Annotated in this window: 17 protein-coding genes; all 17 read left to right on the top strand. The window is 70.8% G+C overall.

What is annotated here, in order from left to right; translation table 11 throughout:
- Positions 1-53 precede the first annotated feature (53 nt).
- The 17 genes from pucL (at position 54) to xdhB (ending at position 20,809) form a co-directional block, all read left to right on the top strand.
- Entirely contained in the window at positions 54-983 is a 930-nt protein-coding gene (pucL, locus tag ASC58_RS18460) for a factor-independent urate hydroxylase (protein WP_056920309.1), read from the top strand.
- Positions 984-1,005: 22 nt separating this feature from the next.
- A complete protein-coding gene (locus ASC58_RS18465) occupies positions 1,006-2,388 on the top strand; it encodes a nucleobase:cation symporter-2 family protein (protein WP_082553446.1) in 1,383 nt (460 codons plus the stop codon).
- Positions 2,389-2,509: 121 nt separating this feature from the next.
- Positions 2,510-4,444: a 2-oxo-4-hydroxy-4-carboxy-5-ureidoimidazoline decarboxylase gene (gene uraD, locus ASC58_RS18470; protein WP_056920310.1), complete on the top strand. Its 1,935-nt coding sequence runs from the start codon at positions 2,510-2,512 to the stop codon at positions 4,442-4,444.
- Entirely contained in the window at positions 4,441-4,947 is a 507-nt protein-coding gene (gene uraD / locus ASC58_RS18475; RefSeq protein WP_200947869.1) for a 2-oxo-4-hydroxy-4-carboxy-5-ureidoimidazoline decarboxylase, read from the top strand. The genes uraD (ASC58_RS18470) and uraD (ASC58_RS18475) overlap by 4 nt, the downstream gene beginning before the upstream one ends.
- Positions 4,947-5,273, top strand: coding sequence for a hydroxyisourate hydrolase (gene uraH, locus ASC58_RS18480; protein ID WP_056920311.1), 327 nt, complete (start codon positions 4,947-4,949; stop codon positions 5,271-5,273). Before uraD (ASC58_RS18475) ends, uraH begins: the two co-directional genes overlap by 1 nt.
- 140 nt (positions 5,274-5,413) lie before the next feature.
- A complete protein-coding gene (locus ASC58_RS18485) occupies positions 5,414-6,250 on the top strand; it encodes a hydroxypyruvate isomerase family protein (RefSeq protein ID WP_056920312.1) in 837 nt (278 codons plus the stop codon).
- A 72-nt stretch (positions 6,251-6,322) separates the two neighbouring features.
- Complete coding sequence (locus tag ASC58_RS18490; RefSeq protein WP_255353313.1) at positions 6,323-7,252, top strand: 2-hydroxy-3-oxopropionate reductase; 930 nt, start codon at positions 6,323-6,325, stop codon at positions 7,250-7,252.
- A 117-nt stretch (positions 7,253-7,369) separates the two neighbouring features.
- On the top strand, positions 7,370-9,148 hold the full coding sequence (gene gcl, locus ASC58_RS18495) for a glyoxylate carboligase (protein ID WP_056920314.1): 1,779 nt from the start codon (positions 7,370-7,372) through the stop codon (positions 9,146-9,148).
- A gap of 9 nt (positions 9,149-9,157) precedes the next feature.
- Positions 9,158-10,303: a glycerate kinase gene (locus ASC58_RS18500; protein WP_200947870.1), complete on the top strand. Its 1,146-nt coding sequence runs from the start codon at positions 9,158-9,160 to the stop codon at positions 10,301-10,303.
- The gene (locus ASC58_RS18505; RefSeq protein ID WP_056920315.1) at positions 10,300-11,187 is read left to right on the top strand and encodes a fumarylacetoacetate hydrolase family protein; all 888 of its coding nucleotides are present in this window, start codon (positions 10,300-10,302) and stop codon (positions 11,185-11,187) included. The genes ASC58_RS18500 and ASC58_RS18505 overlap by 4 nt, the downstream gene beginning before the upstream one ends.
- Before the next feature lie 59 nt (positions 11,188-11,246).
- Positions 11,247-12,587: an allantoinase AllB gene (gene allB / locus ASC58_RS18510; RefSeq protein WP_056920447.1), complete on the top strand. Its 1,341-nt coding sequence runs from the start codon at positions 11,247-11,249 to the stop codon at positions 12,585-12,587.
- Positions 12,584-13,432 carry a bifunctional allantoicase/(S)-ureidoglycine aminohydrolase gene (locus ASC58_RS18515; protein WP_056920316.1) on the top strand — a complete coding sequence of 283 codons (849 nt, stop codon included), beginning with the start codon at positions 12,584-12,586 and terminating at the stop codon, positions 13,430-13,432. The genes allB and ASC58_RS18515 overlap by 4 nt, the downstream gene beginning before the upstream one ends.
- A gap of 54 nt (positions 13,433-13,486) precedes the next feature.
- On the top strand, positions 13,487-14,179 hold the full coding sequence (locus ASC58_RS18520; RefSeq protein ID WP_056920317.1) for a GntR family transcriptional regulator: 693 nt from the start codon (positions 13,487-13,489) through the stop codon (positions 14,177-14,179).
- Positions 14,180-14,333: 154 nt separating this feature from the next.
- Positions 14,334-15,896, top strand: a complete 1,563-nt coding sequence (locus tag ASC58_RS18525) for an NCS1 family nucleobase:cation symporter-1 (protein WP_082553448.1) — start codon at positions 14,334-14,336, stop codon at positions 15,894-15,896.
- The gene (locus tag ASC58_RS18530; protein WP_235529312.1) at positions 15,893-16,651 is read left to right on the top strand and encodes an aspartate/glutamate racemase family protein; all 759 of its coding nucleotides are present in this window, start codon (positions 15,893-15,895) and stop codon (positions 16,649-16,651) included. Before ASC58_RS18525 ends, ASC58_RS18530 begins: the two co-directional genes overlap by 4 nt.
- A gap of 205 nt (positions 16,652-16,856) precedes the next feature.
- Positions 16,857-18,353, top strand: a complete 1,497-nt coding sequence (locus ASC58_RS18535; RefSeq protein ID WP_056915745.1) for a xanthine dehydrogenase small subunit — start codon at positions 16,857-16,859, stop codon at positions 18,351-18,353.
- Positions 18,350-20,809 (top strand): xanthine dehydrogenase molybdopterin binding subunit, encoded by a 2,460-nt coding sequence (xdhB, locus tag ASC58_RS18540; protein WP_056920318.1) that lies wholly within the window; start codon positions 18,350-18,352, stop codon positions 20,807-20,809. The genes ASC58_RS18535 and xdhB overlap by 4 nt, the downstream gene beginning before the upstream one ends.
- Position 20,810: the final 1 nt, after the last annotated feature.

Raw genomic sequence — 20,810 nt, forward strand, 5'->3', positions numbered from 1 at the left:
ACCACCGGCCCGCCTGGCCCGTCACCGGCACCGCAGCCCCGGCAAGGAGCACCATGAGCTTCGTCCTCGGACCCAACCAGTACGGCAAGGCGGAGAACCGCGTCGTCCGCGTCTACCGCGACACCGCCCGCCACGAGATCCGTGACCTCAACGTCTCGACCGCCCTGCGCGGCGACTTCCGCGACGCGCACGAGACCGGCGACCAGGCCAACGTCCTGCCGACCGACACCCAGAAGAACACGGCCTTCGCCTTCGCCAAGGAGCACGGCGTCACCTCCCCGGAGGACTACGCCCTCACCCTCGGGGACCGCTTCCTCGCCGTGACACCGGCCGCCGACGCGAGCCGGGTCGAGGTCGAGGAGTACGCCTGGGACCGCATCGACGTCGGTGGCAGCGGGCACGACCACGCCTTCGTCAAGCGTGGCGGGGAGGTGCGCACCACGGTGGTGACGCGCCAGCGCGTACCCGAAGGGACCGAGGCCGGCACGAAGGCGTGGGTGGTCTCCGGGGTCAAGGACCTCGTCGTCCTCAAGTCGACCGGCTCGGAGTTCAAGGGCTTCCTCAAGGACGAGTACACGACGCTGCAGGAGACCGACGACCGCATCCTGGCGACGTCGCTCGTCGCCCGCTGGCGCTACGAGGACGACGCCGTCGCCGGGGGCACCGACTGGAACAAGTCCTTCGACGACATCCGCCAGGTGATGCTCGAGACGTTCGCGACGACCTACAGCCGGGCGCTCCAGGAGAGCCTCTACGCCATGGGTTCCGCGGTGCTGGCCGCCCACCCCGAGGTCGCCGAGATCAAGTTCTCCGCCCCGAACAAGCACCACTTCCTCGTCGACCTGTCCCCGTTCGGGCTCGACAACCCCGGCGAGGTCTTCATCGCCGCGGACCGTCCCTACGGCCTCATCGAGGCCACCGTGCAGCGCGAGGACGGCAGCGACCCGGGCGACGCCTGGCTCACCGTCCCCGGCTTCTGCTGACCGGCCGGAACAGGAGGCCACCGTGTCAACGACGACACGTCCCGAGGACGAGCGGCTCAAGCTCGGCCCCACCTACGCCTACGGCGTCCAGCACATCCTCACGATGTACGGCGGCGTCATCGCCCCACCGCTGATCGTCGGGGGAGCGGCCGGGCTGTCAGGCCCCGAGATCGCCCTGCTCGTCTCGGCTGCGCTGTTCGTCAGCGGGCTCGCGACCATCCTGCAGAGCGTCGGCATCCCGTTCTTCGGCTCGCAGCTGCCCCTCGTGCAGGGGATCTCGTTCGCGAGCGTCTCGACCATGACCGCGGTGGCGACCGGTGACGGCGGGCTGCCGGCGGTCTTCGGCTCGATCATCGTGGCCGGGCTCGTGGGGCTGGGGATCAGCCCGTTCTTCAGCCAGGTCGTGCGCTTCTTCCCACCGGTGGTCAACGGCACCATCATCACCGTCATCGGGCTGTCGCTCTTCCCCGTCGCGGTCCGCTGGGCCATGGGCGGCAACGACAAGGCCGCCGACTGGGGCTCGATGGGCAACATCGGCCTGGCTGCCTTCACGCTGCTCGTCATCCTGCTGCTCTCGCGCCTCGTGCAGGGACCCGTGAGCCGGCTGTCGATCCTGCTCGGGATCGTCGTGGGCACGGTGTTCGCGCTGCTCCTCGGCCGCGCCGACTTCTCCGGGGTCGGCACCGGGAGCTGGGTCGCCTTCCCGACTCCCTTCCACTTCGGTGCGCCCGTGTTCCAGGTCGGCGCGATCATCTCGATGACCATCGTCATCCTCGTGATCATGACCGAGACGACCGCCGACATCCTCGCGGTCGGCGAGATCGTCGGCACCCAGACCAGCCCGCGCCGGGTGGGGGACGGCCTGCGCGCCGACATGCTCGCCACCGCGATCGCCCCGGTCTTCAACAGCTTCCCTGCCAGCGCGTTCGCGCAGAACGTCGGCGTGGTCGCCATCACGGGGGTCCGCAGTCGCTGGGTGGTCACCGCCGGCGGTTCGGTCCTGGTCGCCCTGGGCCTGTTGCCGGTCCTCGGTCGCGTCGTGGCGGCCGTCCCCCAGCCCGTCCTCGGGGGTGCGGGCATCATCCTGTTCGGGTCGGTCGCCGCGAGCGGCATCCGCACCCTGTCCAAGGTCGACTACGACGGCAACCTCAACATCGTCCTGGTGGCCACGGCCCTCGGCTTCGGCATCATCCCCATCGCGGTCCCGTCGTTCTACGACCGGTTCCCCGAGTGGTTCGCCACGATCTTCCACTCCGGCATCAGCGCGGCCAGCCTCGTCGCGGTGCTGCTCAACCTGTTCTTCAACGTCATGCGCGGCGGGGTCGGCCGATCGCCCTCCGTCGTGTCCGGCGCCCCGCCCGTCATGGTCACCAAGGACCAGGCCCGAGCGCTGCGCGGGCGGTGACCCCCGCCTCCGCACGCGCCATACCGACGACGTGCGTCACGCCAGCGGCACCCCGGTGCCGTCCACACCCTCTCCGCACACCTCCCGCTCTGCTCCTCCCGCGAACAGAAAGGTGCCTGTCATGAGCACAGCCACCGCTGAACCCCAGTCGTCCCAACGTTCCTCACGCCACCCGGTCGACGAGGTGCTGCCCGTCCCGAAGCTCGCGATCTACGGTTTCCAGCACGTCCTGGCCTTCTACGCAGGCGCGGTGATCGTGCCGATCCTGCTCGCGAACTCGATCGGCCTCAGCACCGCCGAGCTCATCCACCTCATCAACGCCGACCTGTTCACCTGCGGGATCGCCTCGATCATCCAGTCGGTGGGGTTCTGGAAGGTGGGGGTGCGCCTGCCGCTGCTGCAGGGCGTGACGTTCACGGCGGTCTCGCCGATGATCGCCATCGGCCTCGCCGCCGGCGGTGGGACCGACGGGCTGCTCGTCATCTACGGCGCCGTCATCGTCGCGGGGCTGTTCACCTTCCTCATCGCGCCGTACTTCAGCCGGCTCATCCGGTTCTTCCCGCCGGTCGTGACCGGCTCGGTGATCACGATCATCGGCCTCGCGCTCCTGCCGGTCGCCGCAGCCGACGCCGCAGGTGGCGCGGGTCCGACGCTCGACCCGAGCAGCGGCCGCAACCTCGCCTACGCGCTCGGCACCCTGGCGCTGATCGTCGCGATCCAGCGGATCTTCAAGGGGTTCATGGCCACCGTCGCCGTCCTCATCGGGCTGGTCGCCGGGACGCTCATCGCCTGGCTCCTCGGTGACGCCCACTTCGACAGCGTCTCCGGATCGGGCTGGATCGGGTTCACGACACCGTTCCACTTCGGGTGGCCCCGGTTCTCCGTCGCCGCGATCATCTCGATGGTCGTCGTCATGCTCATCACCGCGGTCGAGACGACCGGTGACGTGTTCGCGACCGGCGAGATCGTCGAGAAGCGGATCGGGCGCGAGGACATCGCCCGCGCCCTGCGCGCCGACGGCCTGGCCACGACCATCGGTGGCGTCTTCAACTCCTTCCCCTACACCTGCTTCGCGGAGAACGTCGGCCTCGTGCGGCTCACCCGCGTCAAGAGCCGGTACGTCGTGGCGACCGCCGGCCTGATCATGATCGTCATCGGGCTGATCCCGAAGGCTGGTGCGATCGTCGCCGGCATCCCGCACCCGGTCCTCGGCGGTGCCGCCCTGGCCATGTTCGCGACGGTGGCGGTCGTCGGCTTCCAGACGCTGTCCCGCGTCGACTTCCACGACCACCGCAACGTCGTCATCGTCGCGACGAGCGTCGGCCTGGCGATGTACGTCACCGCGCAGCCCGATGTCGCCAAGGCGGTCCCCAGCTGGGCCCAGATCATCCTCGGCTCCGGCATCACCCTCGGGTCGATCACCGCCATCGTGCTGAACTTCCTGTTCCACCACGTGGGCTCGAGCCGGGGGCCGGCCGTCGCGGGCGCCCCGGGACGCCTGGTCCGCCTCGCGCAGGTCAACGAGATGAGCCGTGAGCAGTTCGTCGACACCTTCGGAGGGCTCTTCCAGGGGCCCCGGTGGGCGGTCGAGCGTGCCTACGAGTCAAGGCCGTTCGCCGACACGACCGACCTGCGCCGAGCCTTCCAGGAGGCGCTCTACACCGCAGGTGAGGACGAGCAGCGCCTGCTCATCGACTCCTACCCCGACCTCGGTGCCGAGAGCGTCGCGGACGGACGGGAGGGGGAGGACTCGCTGCACGACCAGGCCTTCCTCGGCCTCACCCGCCTCGACGAGAAGTCCTACGGCGAGCTGTCCGAGCTCACCTCGCAGTACCGCGAGCGGTTCGGCTTCCCCCTGGTCACCTGTGTGCGCGACCGGGACTCCTTCGACCAGGTGCTGCGTTCCGGCTGGCAGCGGCTGGAGAACTCGCCCGCGCAGGAGCACGCCGCGGCGCTGGTCGAGGCTGCGAAGATCGCGGGGTACCGCTTCGACGACCTCGTCGCCGACGCCAACCCCATCCACTCCGCCCGCACCCGATTCGTGGAGAGCCAGTGAGCCAGTCCGTGAGCGTCGAGGACTTCAACGCGCTACCGCCCGACGAGGCGGGGGAGCGGCTGGCCGCGTGCCTGCCGGTGGCCCGCTGGGTGGACACCGTCCGGGACGGCCGCCCGTATGCCGCGTGGCCGGCCCTCGAGGAGACCGCTGCCGCCGCGGCGGCCCACCTCGACGACGGCGAGCTCGAGGCGGCCCTGGCCGGTCACCCCCGGATCGGGGAACGGGCGTCGAGCCCGGACCACCAGGCGGCGTTCAGCGCCAAGGAGCAGTCGGGCGTGGACCCTGCCGACGCGGAGGTGGCGCGCGAGCTCGCCGCCGGCAACGCGGCATACGAGGAGCGTTTCGACCGGGTGTTCCTCATCCGGGCGGCAGGGCGTTCAGCCCCCGAGATCCTCGCCGAGCTCCGGCGCCGCCTCGGGAACGACGACGACACCGAACGCGCCGAGACCGTGACCCAGCTGCGCGAGATCGCGCTGCTCCGACTGCGACAGGTGGTCTCCTGATGGGCACCCTCTCCACGCACGTGCTCGACACCAGCCTGGGCCGGCCCGCCGCCGGGGTCGGGGTGGTCCTCGAGAGCGTCGACGGCACGGCCATCGGTGACGGCGTGACCGACGGGGACGGCCGGGTCGGCACCATCGGTCCGGAGCGCCTGGCTGCGGGCGACTACCAGCTGCGGTTCGCGTCGGGGGCGTACTTCGCCGCGCGTGACACCGAGGCGTTCTACCCCGAGGTGGTCGTGGTCTTCACCATCGCCGAGGAGGCCCAGCACTACCACGTGCCGGTGCTGCTCAACCCGTTCGGCTACTCCACCTACCGGGGCAGCTGAGCCGAAGCCACGTCGGCGCGGATATATCTGCGCCGCGTGCTGGGACAGGGCGTCGGGACTGTTGACCCGCCGTCCGGCTTTCTCCTAACGTCTCACTAATCGGAAAAAGAATTCCACGATACGAAAGTCAGAAGGACGTCATGACCGACCACGGACTGCGTTACCTCGTGAACTGCTCGATCCTCTTCGGCGAGCTGCCGCTCCTCGAGCGCCCCGCCGCGGCCAGGGCGGCAGGGTTCGACGCCGTCGAGTTCTGGTGGCCGTGGCCGGACCAGCCCGTCCCCTCCGACCGCGACGTCGACGCCTTCGTCACCGCGGTGCAGGACGCAGGGATCCAGCTCGTCGGCCTCAACTTCTTCGCCGGTGACCTGGCCGGCCCGGACTGCGGTGTGCTGTCGATCCCCGACCGGGCGCAGCAGTTCCGCGACAACGTGGACGTGGCCGTCGGCATCGGTGAGCGCCTCGGCGCCTCGGCGTTCAACGCGCTCTTCGGCAACCGGGTCGACGGTGCCTCGGCGCAGGCGCAGGACGAGCTGGGGCGCGAGTCGATCGCCGCCGCGGCCAAGGCCGCCTCCGCCATCGGCGCCACCGTCCTCGTCGAGGCGGTCAGTGGCCCCAAGCCCTATCCGCTGCGCACCGCGGCCGACGCGGTCTCGGTGGTCCGGGACGTGCGCGCGACCGGCGCGGACAACGTCGCGTTCCTCCTCGACCTCTACCACCTGGCCGCGAACGGCGACGACCTCGACGCCGCCATCCGTGACCACGTCGACGTCACCGCGCACGTCCAGATCGCCGACGCCCCCGGCCGTGGCGAACCCGGCACGGGCGACCTCGACCTCCAGCGCCACCTCGGTGACCTCGCCACCCGCGGGTATGCCGGGTGGGTCGGCCTCGAGTACAAGCCCACCACCGCGACCACCCCGGAGAGCTTCGCCTGGCTGCCGCGCGAACGCCGCGCCGCCACGGCCACCGCCTGACCCCCCGCCTTCCCCCGCCCTTCCCCCGCCCTTCCCCGGATTGGGTGCCTGAACGGTCGGAAACCCGACCACCTGAGCACCCAAAGCGGGTCAGAAACGACCAGCAAGGAGAACGACATGACCAGCATCGCCTTCATCGGACTCGGCATCATGGGCAGCCCGATGGCCGTCCACCTGCAGGAGGCCGGCCACGACGTCGTGGGCTACAACCTGCACCCCGACAAGACCCAGCCGCTCGTCGACGCCGGTGGCCGCGCCGCCGCCTCGATCGCCGAGGCGGTCGAGGACGTCGACGTGGTGGCCGTGATGGTCCCCGACAGCCCCGACGTGCAGGACGTCCTCGTCGGCGAGGGTGGCGTCTTCGACCACGCGAAGTCGGGGACGCTCGTCATCGACTTCTCGTCGATCCGTCCCGACGTGACCGCCGACCTCGCGAAGGCGGCCAGGGACAAGGGTTTCCGGTTGCTGGATGCCCCGGTCTCCGGCGGTGAGGCCGGCGCGAAGAACGCCGCCCTGTCGATCATGGTCGGTGGCGACGGTGCCGACTTCGAGGAGGCCAAGCCGCTGTTCGACGTCGTCGGCAAGACCATCGTCCACGTCGGGGGCAACGGCGCGGGGCAGACGGTCAAGGCAGCCAACCAGCTCATCGTCGCGGCCAACATCCAGGCCCTGGCCGAGGCCGTGACCTTCCTCGACGCCTATGACGTCGACCTCGAGGCAGCCCTCGACGTGCTCGGCGGCGGCCTGGCCGGGTCGAAGGTGCTCGAGCAGAAGCGGGCCAACATGGCCAAGCACGACTTCACCCCGGGTTTCCGGATCGACCTGCACCACAAGGACATGGGCATCGTCACCTCGGCTGCCCGCGAGGCCGGGGTCGTCGTACCCCTCGGCTCGCTCGTCGCCCAGCTCATGGCCTCCGCCCGAGCCAACGGCGACGGTGGCCTCGACCACTCCGCGCTGCTGCGTGGCGTCGAGCGGCTCTCGGGCCGCCTCGCCGGCTGACACAAGACCTCACCCCTGACCCGCGCCACCCGTTCGAGGTGTTCCCCACCGGATCCCGGTAGCCGAACACCTCGACCGGGCGGCACCACCATTTCGCACAGACACTGGAGCACCACCATGGCACGAATGACTGCGGCCCAAGCGGCCGTCGAGATCCTCAAGCTGGAGGGGGTGACCAACGTCTTCGGCCTGCCCGGAGCGGCGATCAACCCGTTCTACAAGGCGATGGAGACCAATGGCGGCCTCCACCACACGCTCGCCCGGCACGTCGAGGGCGCCTCGCACATGGCCGAGGGCTACACCCGTGCGAAGGCCGGCAACATCGGTGTCTGCATCGGCACCAGCGGTCCGGCCGGCACCGACATGATCACCGGCCTCTACTCCGCGAGCGCCGACTCGATCCCGATCCTGTGCATCACCGGTCAGGCGCCGGTCTCCAAGCTGCACAAGGAGGACTTCCAGGCGGTCGACATCTCGTCCATCGCCAAGCCGCTGACCAAGATGGCTGTCACCGTCCTCGAGGCGGCCCAGGTGCCGGGGACGTTCCAGCAGGCGTTCCACCTCATGCGATCGGGCCGCCCCGGCCCCGTCCTCATCGACCTGCCGATCGACGTCCAGATGACCGAGATCGAGTTCGACGTCGAGACCTACGCACCACTGCCCGTCTACAAGCCGGCCGCGACCCGGGCCCAGGTGAGCAAGGCCCTCGACCTGCTCGAGGCGAGCACGAAACCGCTCATCGTGTCCGGTGGTGGGGTCATCAACGCCGACGCCGCCGAGCTGCTCGTCGAGCTCGCCGAGCTGACCGGCGTGCCCGTCGTCCCGACGCTGATGGGCTGGGGCACCATTCCCGACGACCACGAGCTCAACGCCGGCATGGTCGGTCTCCAGACCAGCCACCGCTACGGCAACGCCACGATGCTCGAGGCGGACTTCGTCCTCGGCATCGGCAACCGCTGGGCCAATCGCCACACGGGCGACCTCGAGACCTACACGAAGGGGCGCACGTTCGTCCACGTCGACATCGAGCCGACCCAGGTCGGGCGGGTCTTCGCGCCGGACTACAGCATCGTCAGCGACGCCAGGGCCGCTCTCGCGCTGTTCGTGGAGGTCGCACGGGAGCGTCGCGACGCCAACCTGCTGTCCGACCGCACCGAGTGGGCCGAGTCCTGCCGCCAGCGCAAGCGCTCGCTGTGGCGCAAGACGAACTTCGACGTCACGCCGATCAAGCCGCAGCGCGTCTACCAGGAGATGAACCGAGCCTTCGGCCGCGACGTCCGGTACGTCTCGACGATCGGCCTCTCGCAGATCCAGGCGGCCCAGCTGCTGCACGTCTACAAGGACCGGCACTGGATCAACGCCGGCCAGGCCGGACCGCTCGGCTGGACGGTCCCCGCTGCCCTGGGTGTCGCGACGGCGGTCCCCGACGAGACCGTGGTCGCCCTGTCCGGTGACTACGACTTCCAGTTCATGATCGAGGAGCTGGCGGTCGGGGCACAGTTCAACATCCCCTACATCCACGTCCTCGTGAACAACGCCTACCTCGGCCTCATCCGGCAGGCGCAGCGCGGCTTCGAGATGGACTACTGCGTCCAGCTGTCCTTCGACAACGTCAACGCCCCGGAGCTGAACGGCTACGGCGTCGACCACGTGAAGGTCGTCGAGGGCCTGGGCTGCAAGGCGATCCGCGTCTTCGAACCCGAGGAGATCGCCCCGGCGCTGGAGAAGGCCAAGGCGATGGCGCAGGAGTACCGCGTCCCCGTCGTCGTCGAGGTCATCCTCGAGCGCGTCACCAACGTCTCGATGGGCCAGAGCATCGCGAACGTCACCGAGTTCGAGGAGCTCGCCAACGGGGGAGCCGATGCCCCGACCGCCGTCTTCGCCAACTTGGACTGAGGCCTTCCCGTGATCGTCCCCGCCCCGGCGCCGTGCGTCGTGATCGCCCCCGACAAGTTCAAGGGCACCCTCACCGCAGCCGCGGTGGCCACCCACCTGGCCACCGGGCTCCGGTCGGTGCTCCCGGACGTCGAGGTCGTGATGGTGCCCGTCGCCGACGGCGGGGACGGCACGTTGGCCGCGGCCGAGGCCGCCGGGTTCGAGCAGGTCACGGTGCCCGCGCACGGTCCGACCGGTGAGGACTGCAAGGCCTCATATGGCGCCCGCGGCAGCGAGGCGGTCGTCGAGCTCGCGGAGGTGTGCGGGTTGGACCTGCTCGCCGAGCGAGGCCTGGCGCCCCTCGCGGCGACGAGCCGGGGGACGGGCGACCTCATCAGCGCCGCGCTGGACGACGGCGCCCGCAGGGTGGTGGTCGGCATCGGGGGCAGTGCCAGCACCGACGGTGGGCTGGGGCTGCTGCAGGCGTTGGGCGCCAGGGTGACCGGTGCCGACGGGCGTGAGGTCGGGCCCGGTGGCCTCGGCCTCGAGGATGCCGTGGCACTCGACCTGTCCGGCCTGCACCCCGGTCTGGCCGGTGCAGAGGTCGTCGTCGCCTGCGACGTCGACAACCCCCTCACCGGGTCGCACGGGGCGGCGGCGGTCTACGGCCCGCAGAAGGGCGCCTCGCCCGACGACGTCGAACGCCTCGACGCCGCCCTCACCCGCTGGGCCGACCTCGTCGCCGCCACGACGGGGGCCGACCACCGGGACGATCCCGGTGCGGGGGCGGCGGGGGGTGTGGGGTTCGGGCTGGTCGCCGTCGCAGGGGCGACGACGCGACCGGGCGCCGACCTCGTCTTCGAGCTCACCGGGTTCCACGACGCGCTCGTCGCCGCGACGCTCGTCATCACCGGTGAGGGAGCCCTGGACCGGCAGACGTTGCACGGCAAGGCTCCTGCTGCCGTCGCCGCGGCGGCACGGGAGGCAGGCGTGCCCGTTGTCGCCGTGGCCGGGAAGGTCCTGCTCACCGAGGGCGACCTGCGCGCGGCCGGGATCGGCGCGGCATATGCGCTCGTCGAGGAGGGCTCCGAGCAGGAGGCCTTCGACGCTCCCGGTCCGCTCCTCGAACGGCTCGGGGCCCGGATCGCCCGCGAGCACCTCGGTGGTGCCCGATGAGGTTCGCGCGGGTGGGGGCGGCCGGCGCAGAGCGCCCCGTGGTGGTGTCCGCCGACGGCGGCCTGCTGGACCTCGGTGCTGCCTGGGGCGACGTCGACGGGGCCCTGGGTGACCTGGCCGCGGTGGGCTCCGCCCTCGACGGTGGGCACCTCCCGTCGGTGGGTGGGGACGACGAGCTGCGGTTCGGGTCGCCGATCCCGCGACCGGGCAAGGTGGTCGGGATCGGGCTCAACTACGCCGACCACGCCGCCGAGGCCGGTGCGGCCCTGCCGACCGAGCCCGTGGTCTTCCTCAAGGCGACGACGTCGGTCTGCGGTCCGACCGACGACATCCGGATGCTGCCCGGGTCGTCGAGCACCGACTACGAGGTGGAGCTCGGCGTCGTCCTCGGCGCGACCCTGCGCGACGAGGCCGACCCGGCGCGCGCGCTGGAGGCCGTCGCCGGGTACGTCCTGGCCCACGACGTCTCCGACCGCGCGATGCAGCTCGAGCGCGGTGGGACCTGGACCAAGGGCAAGTCGGCCGACACGTTCTGCCCGGTGGGTCCGTGGCTGGTCACCCCCGACGAGGTCGGCGACCCGGCCGCCCTGCGGCTGCGGCTGTCGGTGAACGGTGAACCGCGCCAGGACGGGACGACGGCCGACATGGTGTTCGGCGTGGGGGAGCTGCTCGCCTACGTGAGCCGCCTGATGACCCTCGAGCCGGGTGACCTCGTCATCACCGGGACCCCCGCCGGGGTCGCCATGGGTCAGGTCGAGCCCAGGCCCTACCTGCGCCACGGCGACGTGGTGGAGCTCGACGGAGGGGTGCTGGGTCGGCAGCGCAGCCGGGTCGTCGACCCCTCGGCGAACCCGACCCCCGACCACGCCGGGGTGACAGGATGACCGACGTGGCTGCGGGCGCGAACGACAGCAACGGCGCGGACGAGAGGCGAGGTGCGGCAGTGGGTGCAGACGTGGTCCTGCGGGCCAGGCGGGCAGTGGTCGGGGGTCGCGAGACCTCGGCCAGCGTGCACGTGGCCGGCGAAAGGGTCGTCGCCGTGGAGGCGTACGACGCGCCCGTCCCCGAGGGTGCCCGGGTCGTCGACCTCGCCGATGACGAGGTGCTGCTGCCGGGCCTCGTGGACTCGCACGTCCACGTGAACGAGCCGGGTCGCACCGAGTGGGAGGGTTTCGCCAGCGCCACCCGGGCGGCAGCCGCCGGCGGGGTCACGACCATCATCGACATGCCGCTCAACAGCATCCCGCCGACGGTGAATGTCGCTGCGCTGGAGGAGAAGCGGGCCGTCGCCCGGGACCAGGCGTACGTCGACGTCGGCTTCTGGGGTGGCGCGATCCCCGGGAACGTGGCGGACCTGCGGCCCCTGCACGACGCCGGGGTCTTCGGTTTCAAGTGCTTCCTGCTGCACTCGGGTGTCGACGAGTTCCCCCACCTCGAGCCGGACGAGCTCGAGGCGGCGATGCGCGAGACCGGGTCGTTCGACGCGCTGATGATCGTGCACGCCGAGGACTCCCACGCGATCGACCACGCAGCGGCCCCGGACGGCGAGGAGTACGACCGGTTCCTGCACTCGCGCCCGCGAGGCGCCGAGAACCTCGCCATCGCCCAGGTCATCGAGCTGGCCCGCTGGACCGGTGCCCGGGCGCACATCCTGCACCTGTCGAGCTCCGACGCGCTGCCCATGATCCGGTCAGCCCGCGCCGACGGGGTCCGGCTGACCGTCGAGACCTGCCCGCACTACCTGTCCTTCACGGCGGAGGAGATCCCGGACGGGGCGACGGAGTTCAAGTGCTGCCCGCCGATCCGTGAGGCGGCCAACCGCGAGCTCCTGTGGGACGGGCTGGTCGAAGGTGCCATCGACCTCGTCGTCACCGACCACTCACCGTGCACCGAGGACCTCAAGCGGTTCGACACGGGTGACTTCGGCCAGGCCTGGGGCGGCATCGCGGGCCTCCAGGTCGGGCTGTCGGCCACGTGGACCGGGGCACGCGAGCGTGGCCTGTCGCTCGCCGACGTCGTCCAGTGGATGGCGACCGGTCCCGCCGACCAGACCGGGCTCACCGACCGCGGACGCATCGAGCCCGGCGCGATGGCGAACTTCGCCGTGTTCGCGCCCGACGAGGCCTTCACCGTCGAGATCGGCCACCTGCACCACAAGAACCCCGTGTCGGCGTACGCCGGCCGCACGCTCACCGGAGTCGTCCGCCAGACCTGGCTGCACGGCACACCGGTCGACCTCGGAGCCGACCCGCGTGGGCGGCTCCTGACGAGAGGACAGTCATGACCACCCCCCGCACCACGACACCGAAGTACTACGCCCCCGCCGGTGGGCTGCCGCCGCAGACGCAGCTCACCACCGACCGGGCCACCTTCACCGAGGCGTATGCCGTGCTGCCGCGCGGGACGATGACCGACATCGTCACCAGCAACCTGCCCTTCTGGGACGACACGCGGCTGTGGGTGATCGCTCGGCCGCTGTCGGGGTTCGCCGAGACGTTCTCGCAGTACATCGTCGAGGTCTCGCCGGGAGGCGGCTCCGACCGGCCCGAGCTCGACCCCGGCGCCGAGGGCGTGGTCTTCGTCGTCGCGGGTGGCCTGCGGATCACCATCGAAGGGGTCTCGCACGACCTCGGTCCCGGTGGGTACGCGTACCTCCCCGCCGGCTGCGAGTGGACGCTGCGCGCCGACTCGAAGGAGACGGCGAAGTTCCACTGGATCCGCAAGGCGTACGAGCGGGTGGATGGCATCGACGTGCCGGAGCCCTTCGTCACCAACGAGACCGATGTAGAGGGCGGCGAGATGCCCGGCACCGACGGCGTGTGGACGACCCAGCGGTTCGTCGACCCCCAGGACGTGCGCCACGACATGCACGTCAACATCGTCAACTTCGAGCCCGGCGGGGCGATCCCGTTCCCCGAGACCCACGTCATGGAGCACGGCCTCTACGTCCTCGAGGGCAAGGCCGTCTACCTGCTCAACAACGACTGGGTCGAGGTGCAGGAGGGCGACTTCATGTGGCTGCGCGCCTTCTGCCCCCAGGCCTGCTACGCCGGTGGCCCCGGTCGGTTCCGCTACCTGCTCTACAAGGACGTCAACCGGCACGCGAAGCTCAGCCGCCAGTTCGTGTAGGTGGACGGACTCGGGTGGGCATGATGGTCGGGTGACCGGGCGAGGAGGGGCAGCGTGAACCAGCCACGACGGCAGTCGGGCATCGTCAGCCTGCTCGTCCGCGAGGGCAGCTATGCCACCGGTCCGCAGGTGCTCTCGGAGCTGCGCCGGGTCATCGCGTCCGGCGCGGTCCCACCCGGCAGCCCCATCCCGCTCGACGACGTCGCAGCGTTCTTCGGGGTGTCACTCATCCCGGTCCGGGAGGCCCTCAAGACCCTCCTCGGTGAGGGCCTGCTCGAGCACCAACCCCGCCTCGGCTACACCGTCACCGCCCTCTCCGCGGCCGAGCTCGACGAGCTCTACGTCGTGCGGGGCGCGCTCGAGGCAGCTGCTCTGGACGCTGCTGCGCTGCAGTCGACCCCGGCCGACCACACCCGCGCCGCCGCGATCCACGAGCAGCTCGTGCAGGCGGTGGCGGACGGTGACGCCGCCGGCTTCCAGCGGGCGAGCCGTGAGTTCCACGAGGCGCTGCTCGCGCCCTGCCGCATGCCGCGGCTGCTGCACATGCTCGACATCGCCTGGAACCTCACCGAGCCGGTCCAGACGATGATGCGCGTCACCGAGGACGAGCGCGAGGAGATGCGCGTCGACCACCAGGCGATGCTCGATGCGTTCGTGGCCCGCGACGCGGCCGGTCTGCGCGAGGCGAGCCACGAGCACCACGACCGGCTGACCGCCTGCATCTCCCGCCTCGGCGACCAGGGCTGAGCGGCGCGCTCACCGGCGCGCCGACCCGCGCCGACCGGCGCAAGGCCCGTGTGGATATACGCAGATATACGGTTCAAGGCCTTCTTCCACCCCGGTTCCGTCCCTAGCGTTCTCCGCAGGATCCGCGGCCGACGCGGTGGACAAAGGAGTCCGGATGAGCACCACTGAGAAGCCCTTCGAGACCGAGGCGGCAGCCGCTGCAGCCGGTTTCGCGACCCACCACGGCGAGCACGACCACGGCGCCGGCGCCGGCCTGATCAAGCCGTCGTACGACGAGCGCCTGACCAACGAGGACCTCGCGCCGCTCAAGGAGCAGACGTGGTCCTGGTACAACATCTTCGCGTTCTGGATGTCCGACGTGCACAGCGTCGGCGGGTACATCACCGCCGGCAGCCTCTTCGCCCTCGGCCTGACCAGCTGGCAGGTGTTCGTGTGCCTCATCGTCGGCATCACCATCGTCCTGTTCTTCTGCAACCTCGTGGCCAAGCCGAGCCAGCGCACGGGCGTCCCGTACCCCGTGATCTGCCGCTCGGTCTTCGGGGTCCTGGGCGCCAACATCCCGGCCATCATCCGCGGCCTGATCGCGGTGGCCTGGTACGGCATCCAGACCTACCTCGCGTCGGCCTCGTTGGACATCCTGCTGGTCCGCATGTGGCCCGGGCTCGCGCCGTACGCCGAGGTGGACCAGCACGGGTTCCTCGGGCTCTCCACCCTCGGCTACGCGACGTTCGCCCTCCTCTGGGTGGCCCAGGCGGCGGTCTTCTGGACCGGCATGAACACCATCCGCAAGTTCATCGACTTCGCCGGCCCGGCCGTCTACGTCGTCATGATCGCGCTCTGCGTCTACCTGCTGTCCAAGGCCGGCTGGAACGTCAACCTCAACCTCTCGGACCACGAGCTCTCCGGAGGCAAGGTCTTCACGACCATGCTCGCCGCGACCGCGCTGGTGGTCTCGTACTTCTCCGGGCCGATGCTCAACTTCGGTGACTTCTCGCGGTACGGCCGGTCGTTCGAAGCCGTGAAGAAGGGCAACTTCTGGGGCCTGCCGGTCAACTTCGTCTTCTTCTCGCTGCTGACCGTCCTCACCGCCGCGGCGACCCTGCCGGTCTACGGCAAGCTCATCACCGACCCCGTGGAGACGGTGGGACACATCGACAACACCTTCGCCCTCGTCCTGGCGGCGCTGACCTTCACCACGGCCACGATCGGCATCAACATCGTCGCCAACTTCGTCTCCCCCGCGTTCGACTTCTCCAACGTCAGCCCGCAGAAGATCAGCTGGCGCATGGGCGGCATGATCGCCGCCGTCGGCTCGGTCCTCCTCACCCCGTGGAACCTCTACAACAGCCCCGAGACGATCCACTACACGCTGGACACCCTGGGTGCCTTCATCGGTCCGCTCTTCGGGGTCCTCATCGCCCACTACTACGTCGTGCACAAGCAGCAGGTCTGCATCGACGACCTGTTCACCCTCGACGAGTCCGGGGCCTACCACTACACGAAGGGCTACAACCCGTCGGCGATCTGGGCCACCGCCATCGCCGCGGTGTGCGCGATGCTCGCGGTGTTCGTGCCCGGCATCAACCGGTTCGACGACTACAGCTGGTTCATCGGCTGCGGAATCGGCTTCGCCGCCTACGCCCTCATCGCCCCCCGCATGGGGATCGGCGCCGAGCAGCTGGCGGCCAAGTGCGTCGGCAAGACCGTCTCGGAGTGACCGCCGTGGGTGCCAACGACACCGTCCGACTCACCGTCATCAACCCCAACACGACGGTCGCGATGACCTCGCTCATCGAGGCGGAGGCCAGGCGCGTGGCGGGACCCGGGACCGTCGTGACGGGACGGACCCCGGCGATGGGGCCGGCGTCGATCGAGAGCCACTACGACGAGGCGCTCAGCGTCCCGGGAGTGCTCGAGATCATCCGCGAGGACACGCAGGCGGACGCGTTCGTGCTCGCCTGCTTCGGGGACCCCGGCCTGGACGCTGCGCGGGAGGCCGCGTCCAGGCCGGTGATCGGCATCGCCGAGGCGGCGATGAAGACCGCGTCGCTGCTCGGCCGGTCGTTCAGCGTCGTCACGACGATGAACCGGACGGTCGGCCGCGCGTGGGACCTCACCCGAACCTATGGTCTCGAGCGGCAGTGCGCCGGGGTGCACGCCTGCGACATCCCCGTCCTCGAGCTGGAGGAGGACCAGGACCACACGTATGCCGTGATCCTGGCCTTCGCGAAGACCGCCCTGGCCCAGGACGGCAGCGACGCCATCGTGCTCGGGTGCGCGGGGATGGCCGGCCTCCCCGAGCTGCTCACGCAACAGCTCGGGGTGCCGGTCGTCGACGGCGTCGCCGCCGGGACGTTGCTCGCGGAGTCGCTGGTGCGACAGGGACTTCGGCCCGCGACCCACGGTGAGCTCGCCCCGCCGCCGCCCAAGGCCTTCACCGGCGCCCTGTCCGCCTTCGGCCGCCAGGGCTGAGGCCGCGGCATCGGTCCAGTCCGTGAAACAGCAGGCCGCAAACCCTTGATTCAACAGTTTGTAGAGGATTACCGTCGTCGCAGCACAACGCGGCCGTTGTTCTGCATGGATAACCGGCGGACCCGCTCGTCACGCAACCATGCACCCGGTCGATCTCGCCCGGGTGGATGATGGACCCCAACGGCGGGGGACGGGAGCTGCGGGTATGGCGTCACGGCACGAGGTCACGGTCAACGGGGCGGCGCGCCCCCTCACCGGGGTCGACCCGGCGACGAACGCGTTGGACTTCCTGCGGGCCCAGGGCCTGACGGGGGCCAAGGAAGGGTGCGCCGAGGGGGAGTGCGGCGCCTGCTCGGTGATGATTGCCCGACCCGACGGGGACGACGCCTCCCGGTGGACCGCCGTCAACGCCTGTCTCATCCCTGCGGCGGCACTCGACGGCCAGGAGGTCGTCACCGCCGAGGGCCTCGGCACCCCCGACGACCTCCACCCGGTGCAGCGCGAGATGGCCGTCCGGGGTGGGTCGCAGTGCGGCTACTGCACGCCCGGGTTCATCTGCAGCATGGCAGCCGAGTTCTACCGCGGAGACCGCTGCCCGGCGCCCGGTGGACCCTCCGACGACGCGGTGTCGTCCAACGGGTCGGCCCACGCCGCGCACGGCACCGACCCCGAGCACGGCGAGAACGGGTTCGACCTGCATGCCCTGTCCGGCAACCTGTGTCGTTGCACCGGCTACCGGCCCATCCGTGACGCCGCCTACGCGCTCGAGCAGCCCGCCGACGGGGACCCGCTCGCCGAGCGCTCGAGCCGTCCGGCTCCCGTCGCCGCCCACACCCGCCTCGAGGGCTCGAGCGGCGTCTTCGAGCGACCCGCCGACCTGCCGCAGGCGCTCGCCCTGCTCGCCGACCACCCGGGCGCCGTCCTCGTCGCCGGTTCGACCGACTGGGGCGTCGAGGTCAACATCCGAGGTGTCCGCGCGCCGTACGCCATCGGCATCGACCGACTCCCCGAGCTGCGCAGCTTCCACGTGGGGGACCACTCGGTCGAGATCGGCGCAGCCCTGACGCTGAGCGAGGTCGAGCGTGGGCTGGAGGGCCGGATCCCGTTGCTGGACCAGCTGTTCCCCCAGTTCGCCTCACGCCTGATCCGCAACGGCGCCACCATCGGCGGCAACCTCGGCACCGGCTCGCCGATCGGCGACAGCCCACCGGCGCTGCTCGCCCTCGAGGCCACCGTGGTGCTGGCGTCCGTCGACGGGGACCGCGAGGTGCCCCTGTCGGACTACTTCACCGGGTACCGCCAGACCGTCAAGCGCGACGACGAGCTCATCCGCGCAGTGCGGATCCCCCTGCCCGTCAGCGGGATCGCCGCGTTCCACAAGATCGCCAAGCGCCGGTTCGACGACATCTCCAGCGTCGCTGTCGGCTTCGCCATCGACGTGCAGGAGGGTGTCGTCGCCAAGGCGCGCATCGGCCTCGGCGGTGTGGCGGCGACCCCTGTGCGGGCGCTCGCCACCGAGGCCGCGCTCGAGGGGCGCGCCTGGACCATCGACGTCGTCCGCGAGGCGGCGGACGTGATGGCCCGCGAGGGCACGCCGATGGACGACCACCGGGCCAGCGCTCCATACCGCTCCGCGATGCTCGGCACCGCCCTCCTCAAGCTGCATGCCCAGACCGCGACCCCGCAGGAGGTGGGAGCATGAGCGCACTCTCCGAGCGCCCGGCGAACCCCGTTGTCGGACAAGAGATCCCGCACGAGGCGGCCGCGCTGCACGTGACCGGTCTGGCCCTCTACACCGACGACCTCGTCCAGCGCACGCACGCCGTCCTGCACGCCCACCCGGTGCAGGCTCCGCACGCCCACGCCCGGGTGACCGGCTTGCGCACGGCCCCGGCCCTCGACGTGCCCGGAGTGGTCCGGGTCCTCACCGCGGACGACGTCCCCGGGGTCAACGACGCCGGCGTGAAGCACGACGAGCCGCTGTTCCCGTCCGAGGTCATGTTCCACGGCCACGCGGTGTGCTGGGTCCTCGGCGAGACGCTCGAGGCCGCGCGCCTCGGGTCCCTGGCCGTCGAGGTCGACTACGAGCCGCTGCCCTCGATCGTCAGCGTCCGTGAGGCCATCGAGGCCGACAGCTTCCAGGGGGCGCGGCCCAAGGTGGAGCGCGGTGACATCGACGCCGGGTTCGACGGCGCGGCCCACGTGTTCAGCGGCGAGTTCGAGTTCGCCGGCCAGGAGCACTTCTACCTCGAGACGCACGCCTCGCTCGCCCTGGTGGACGAGAACGGCCAGGTCTTCATCCAGAGCAGCACCCAGCACCCGACCGAGACGCAGGACATCGTGGCCCACGTCCTCGGCGTGCCGAGCAACGAGGTCACGGTGCAGTGCCTGCGCATGGGGGGCGGCTTCGGGGGCAAGGAGATGCAACCCCACGGGTATGCCGCCATCGCCGCTCTGGGGGCGCGGCTCACCGGTCGCCCGGTGCGGCTGCGCCTCACGCGCACCCAGGACATGACGATGTCCGGCAAGCGGCACGGGTTCCACGCGCAGTGGCGGGTGGCGTTCGACGAGTCCGGGCTGATCCGGGCGCTCGACGCGACCCTCACGTCCGACGGCGGGTGGAGCCTCGACCTGTCCGAGCCCGTCCTGGCGCGCGCGCTGTGCCACATCGACAACGCCTACTGGATCCCCAACATCCGCGTGAACGGCCGGATCGCCAAGTCCCACAAGACCTCCCAGACCGCGTTCCGAGGATTTGGTGGACCGCAGGGGATGCTCGTCATCGAGGACATCCTCGGCCGGTGTGCTCCGTTGCTGGGCATAGACCCCATCGACCTGCGGAGCCGCAACTTCTACGCAGACGGCCAGAGCACTCCGTACGGGCAGCCCGTCCGGCACCCCGAGCGGACCGGCACCTGCTGGGACCAGGTCCTCACGACCGGTGACATCCGGGCCCGCCAGGCGAAGATCGAGGAGTTCAACGCGACCCACGAGCACACCAAGCGTGGGCTGGCCATGACTCCGGTGAAGTTCGGGATCTCCTTCAACTTCACCGCCTTCAACCAGGCGGGCGCCCTCGTCCACGTCTACAAGGACGGCTCGGTGCTCATCACGCACGGCGGCACCGAGATGGGGCAGGGTCTGCACACCAAGATGCTCCAGGTCGCGGCCACGACCCTCGGGGTGCCCCTGTCGACCGTGCGCCTCGCACCGACCCGCACCGACAAGGTGCCCAACACCTCGGCCACCGCGGCCAGCTCCGGTGCCGACCTCAACGGTGGCGCGGTGAAGAACGCCTGCGAGCAGGTGCTCGAACGGCTGCGTGAGGTCGCGGGTCGCAGGCTCGGGGTGCACCCGGCCGACGTCAGGTTCGTCGACGGGCAGGTGACCACGGTCGGTGGCAGCGAGTCGGTGCCGTGGGCCGACCTGGTCAACCAGGCGTACTTCCAGCGGGTCCAGCTGTGGGCGGCGGGCTTCTACCGCACCGAGGGCCTGCACTGGGACTCCTCGATCATGCACGGGTCACCGTTCAAGTACTTCTCGTACGGCGTCGCGGCCACCGAGGTCGAGGTCGACGGGTTCACCGGCGCCTACCGCACGCGCCGGGTGGACATCGTCCACGACGTCGGCGACAGCCTCTCGCCGCTGGTCGACATCGGTCAGGTCGAGGGCGCCTTCGTCCAGGGCGCCGGCTGGCTGACCCTGGAGGACCTGCGCTGGGACGAGAGCGACCGGCCGTCCCGCGGCCGGCTGGCGACCCAGGCGGCCAGCACCTACAAGCTGCCGAGCTTCTCCGAGATGCCCGAGGTCTTCAACGTCGCGCTGCTCCAGCGGGCCCACGAGGACGGCGCCGTCTACGGTTCCAAGGCGGTCGGCGAGCCGCCGCTCATGCTCGCATTCTCCGTCCGGGAGGCGTTGCGCCAGGCTGCCGCGGCGTTCGGGCCGTCAGGCACCAGCGTCGACCTTGCCTCGCCGGCGACCCCCGAGGCCGTGTGGTGGGCGCTGGAGCAGGCCCGTCGCAGCGGTGCCGGGCAGGACGAGCACGGGCACGTGGACGAGGGAGCGCCCGGCGTGGTCCCCGACCAGCCGGACGCCGACGACCGGCCACTGCGACCGCACTCCGAGCTCGCGGCGCAGTCCGCCTCCGGTGGAGCCTGAG

Source organism: Phycicoccus sp. Root101 (assembly GCF_001426245.1).
In the GTDB taxonomy this organism is placed as follows: Bacteria; Actinomycetota; Actinomycetes; order Actinomycetales; family Dermatophilaceae; genus Pedococcus.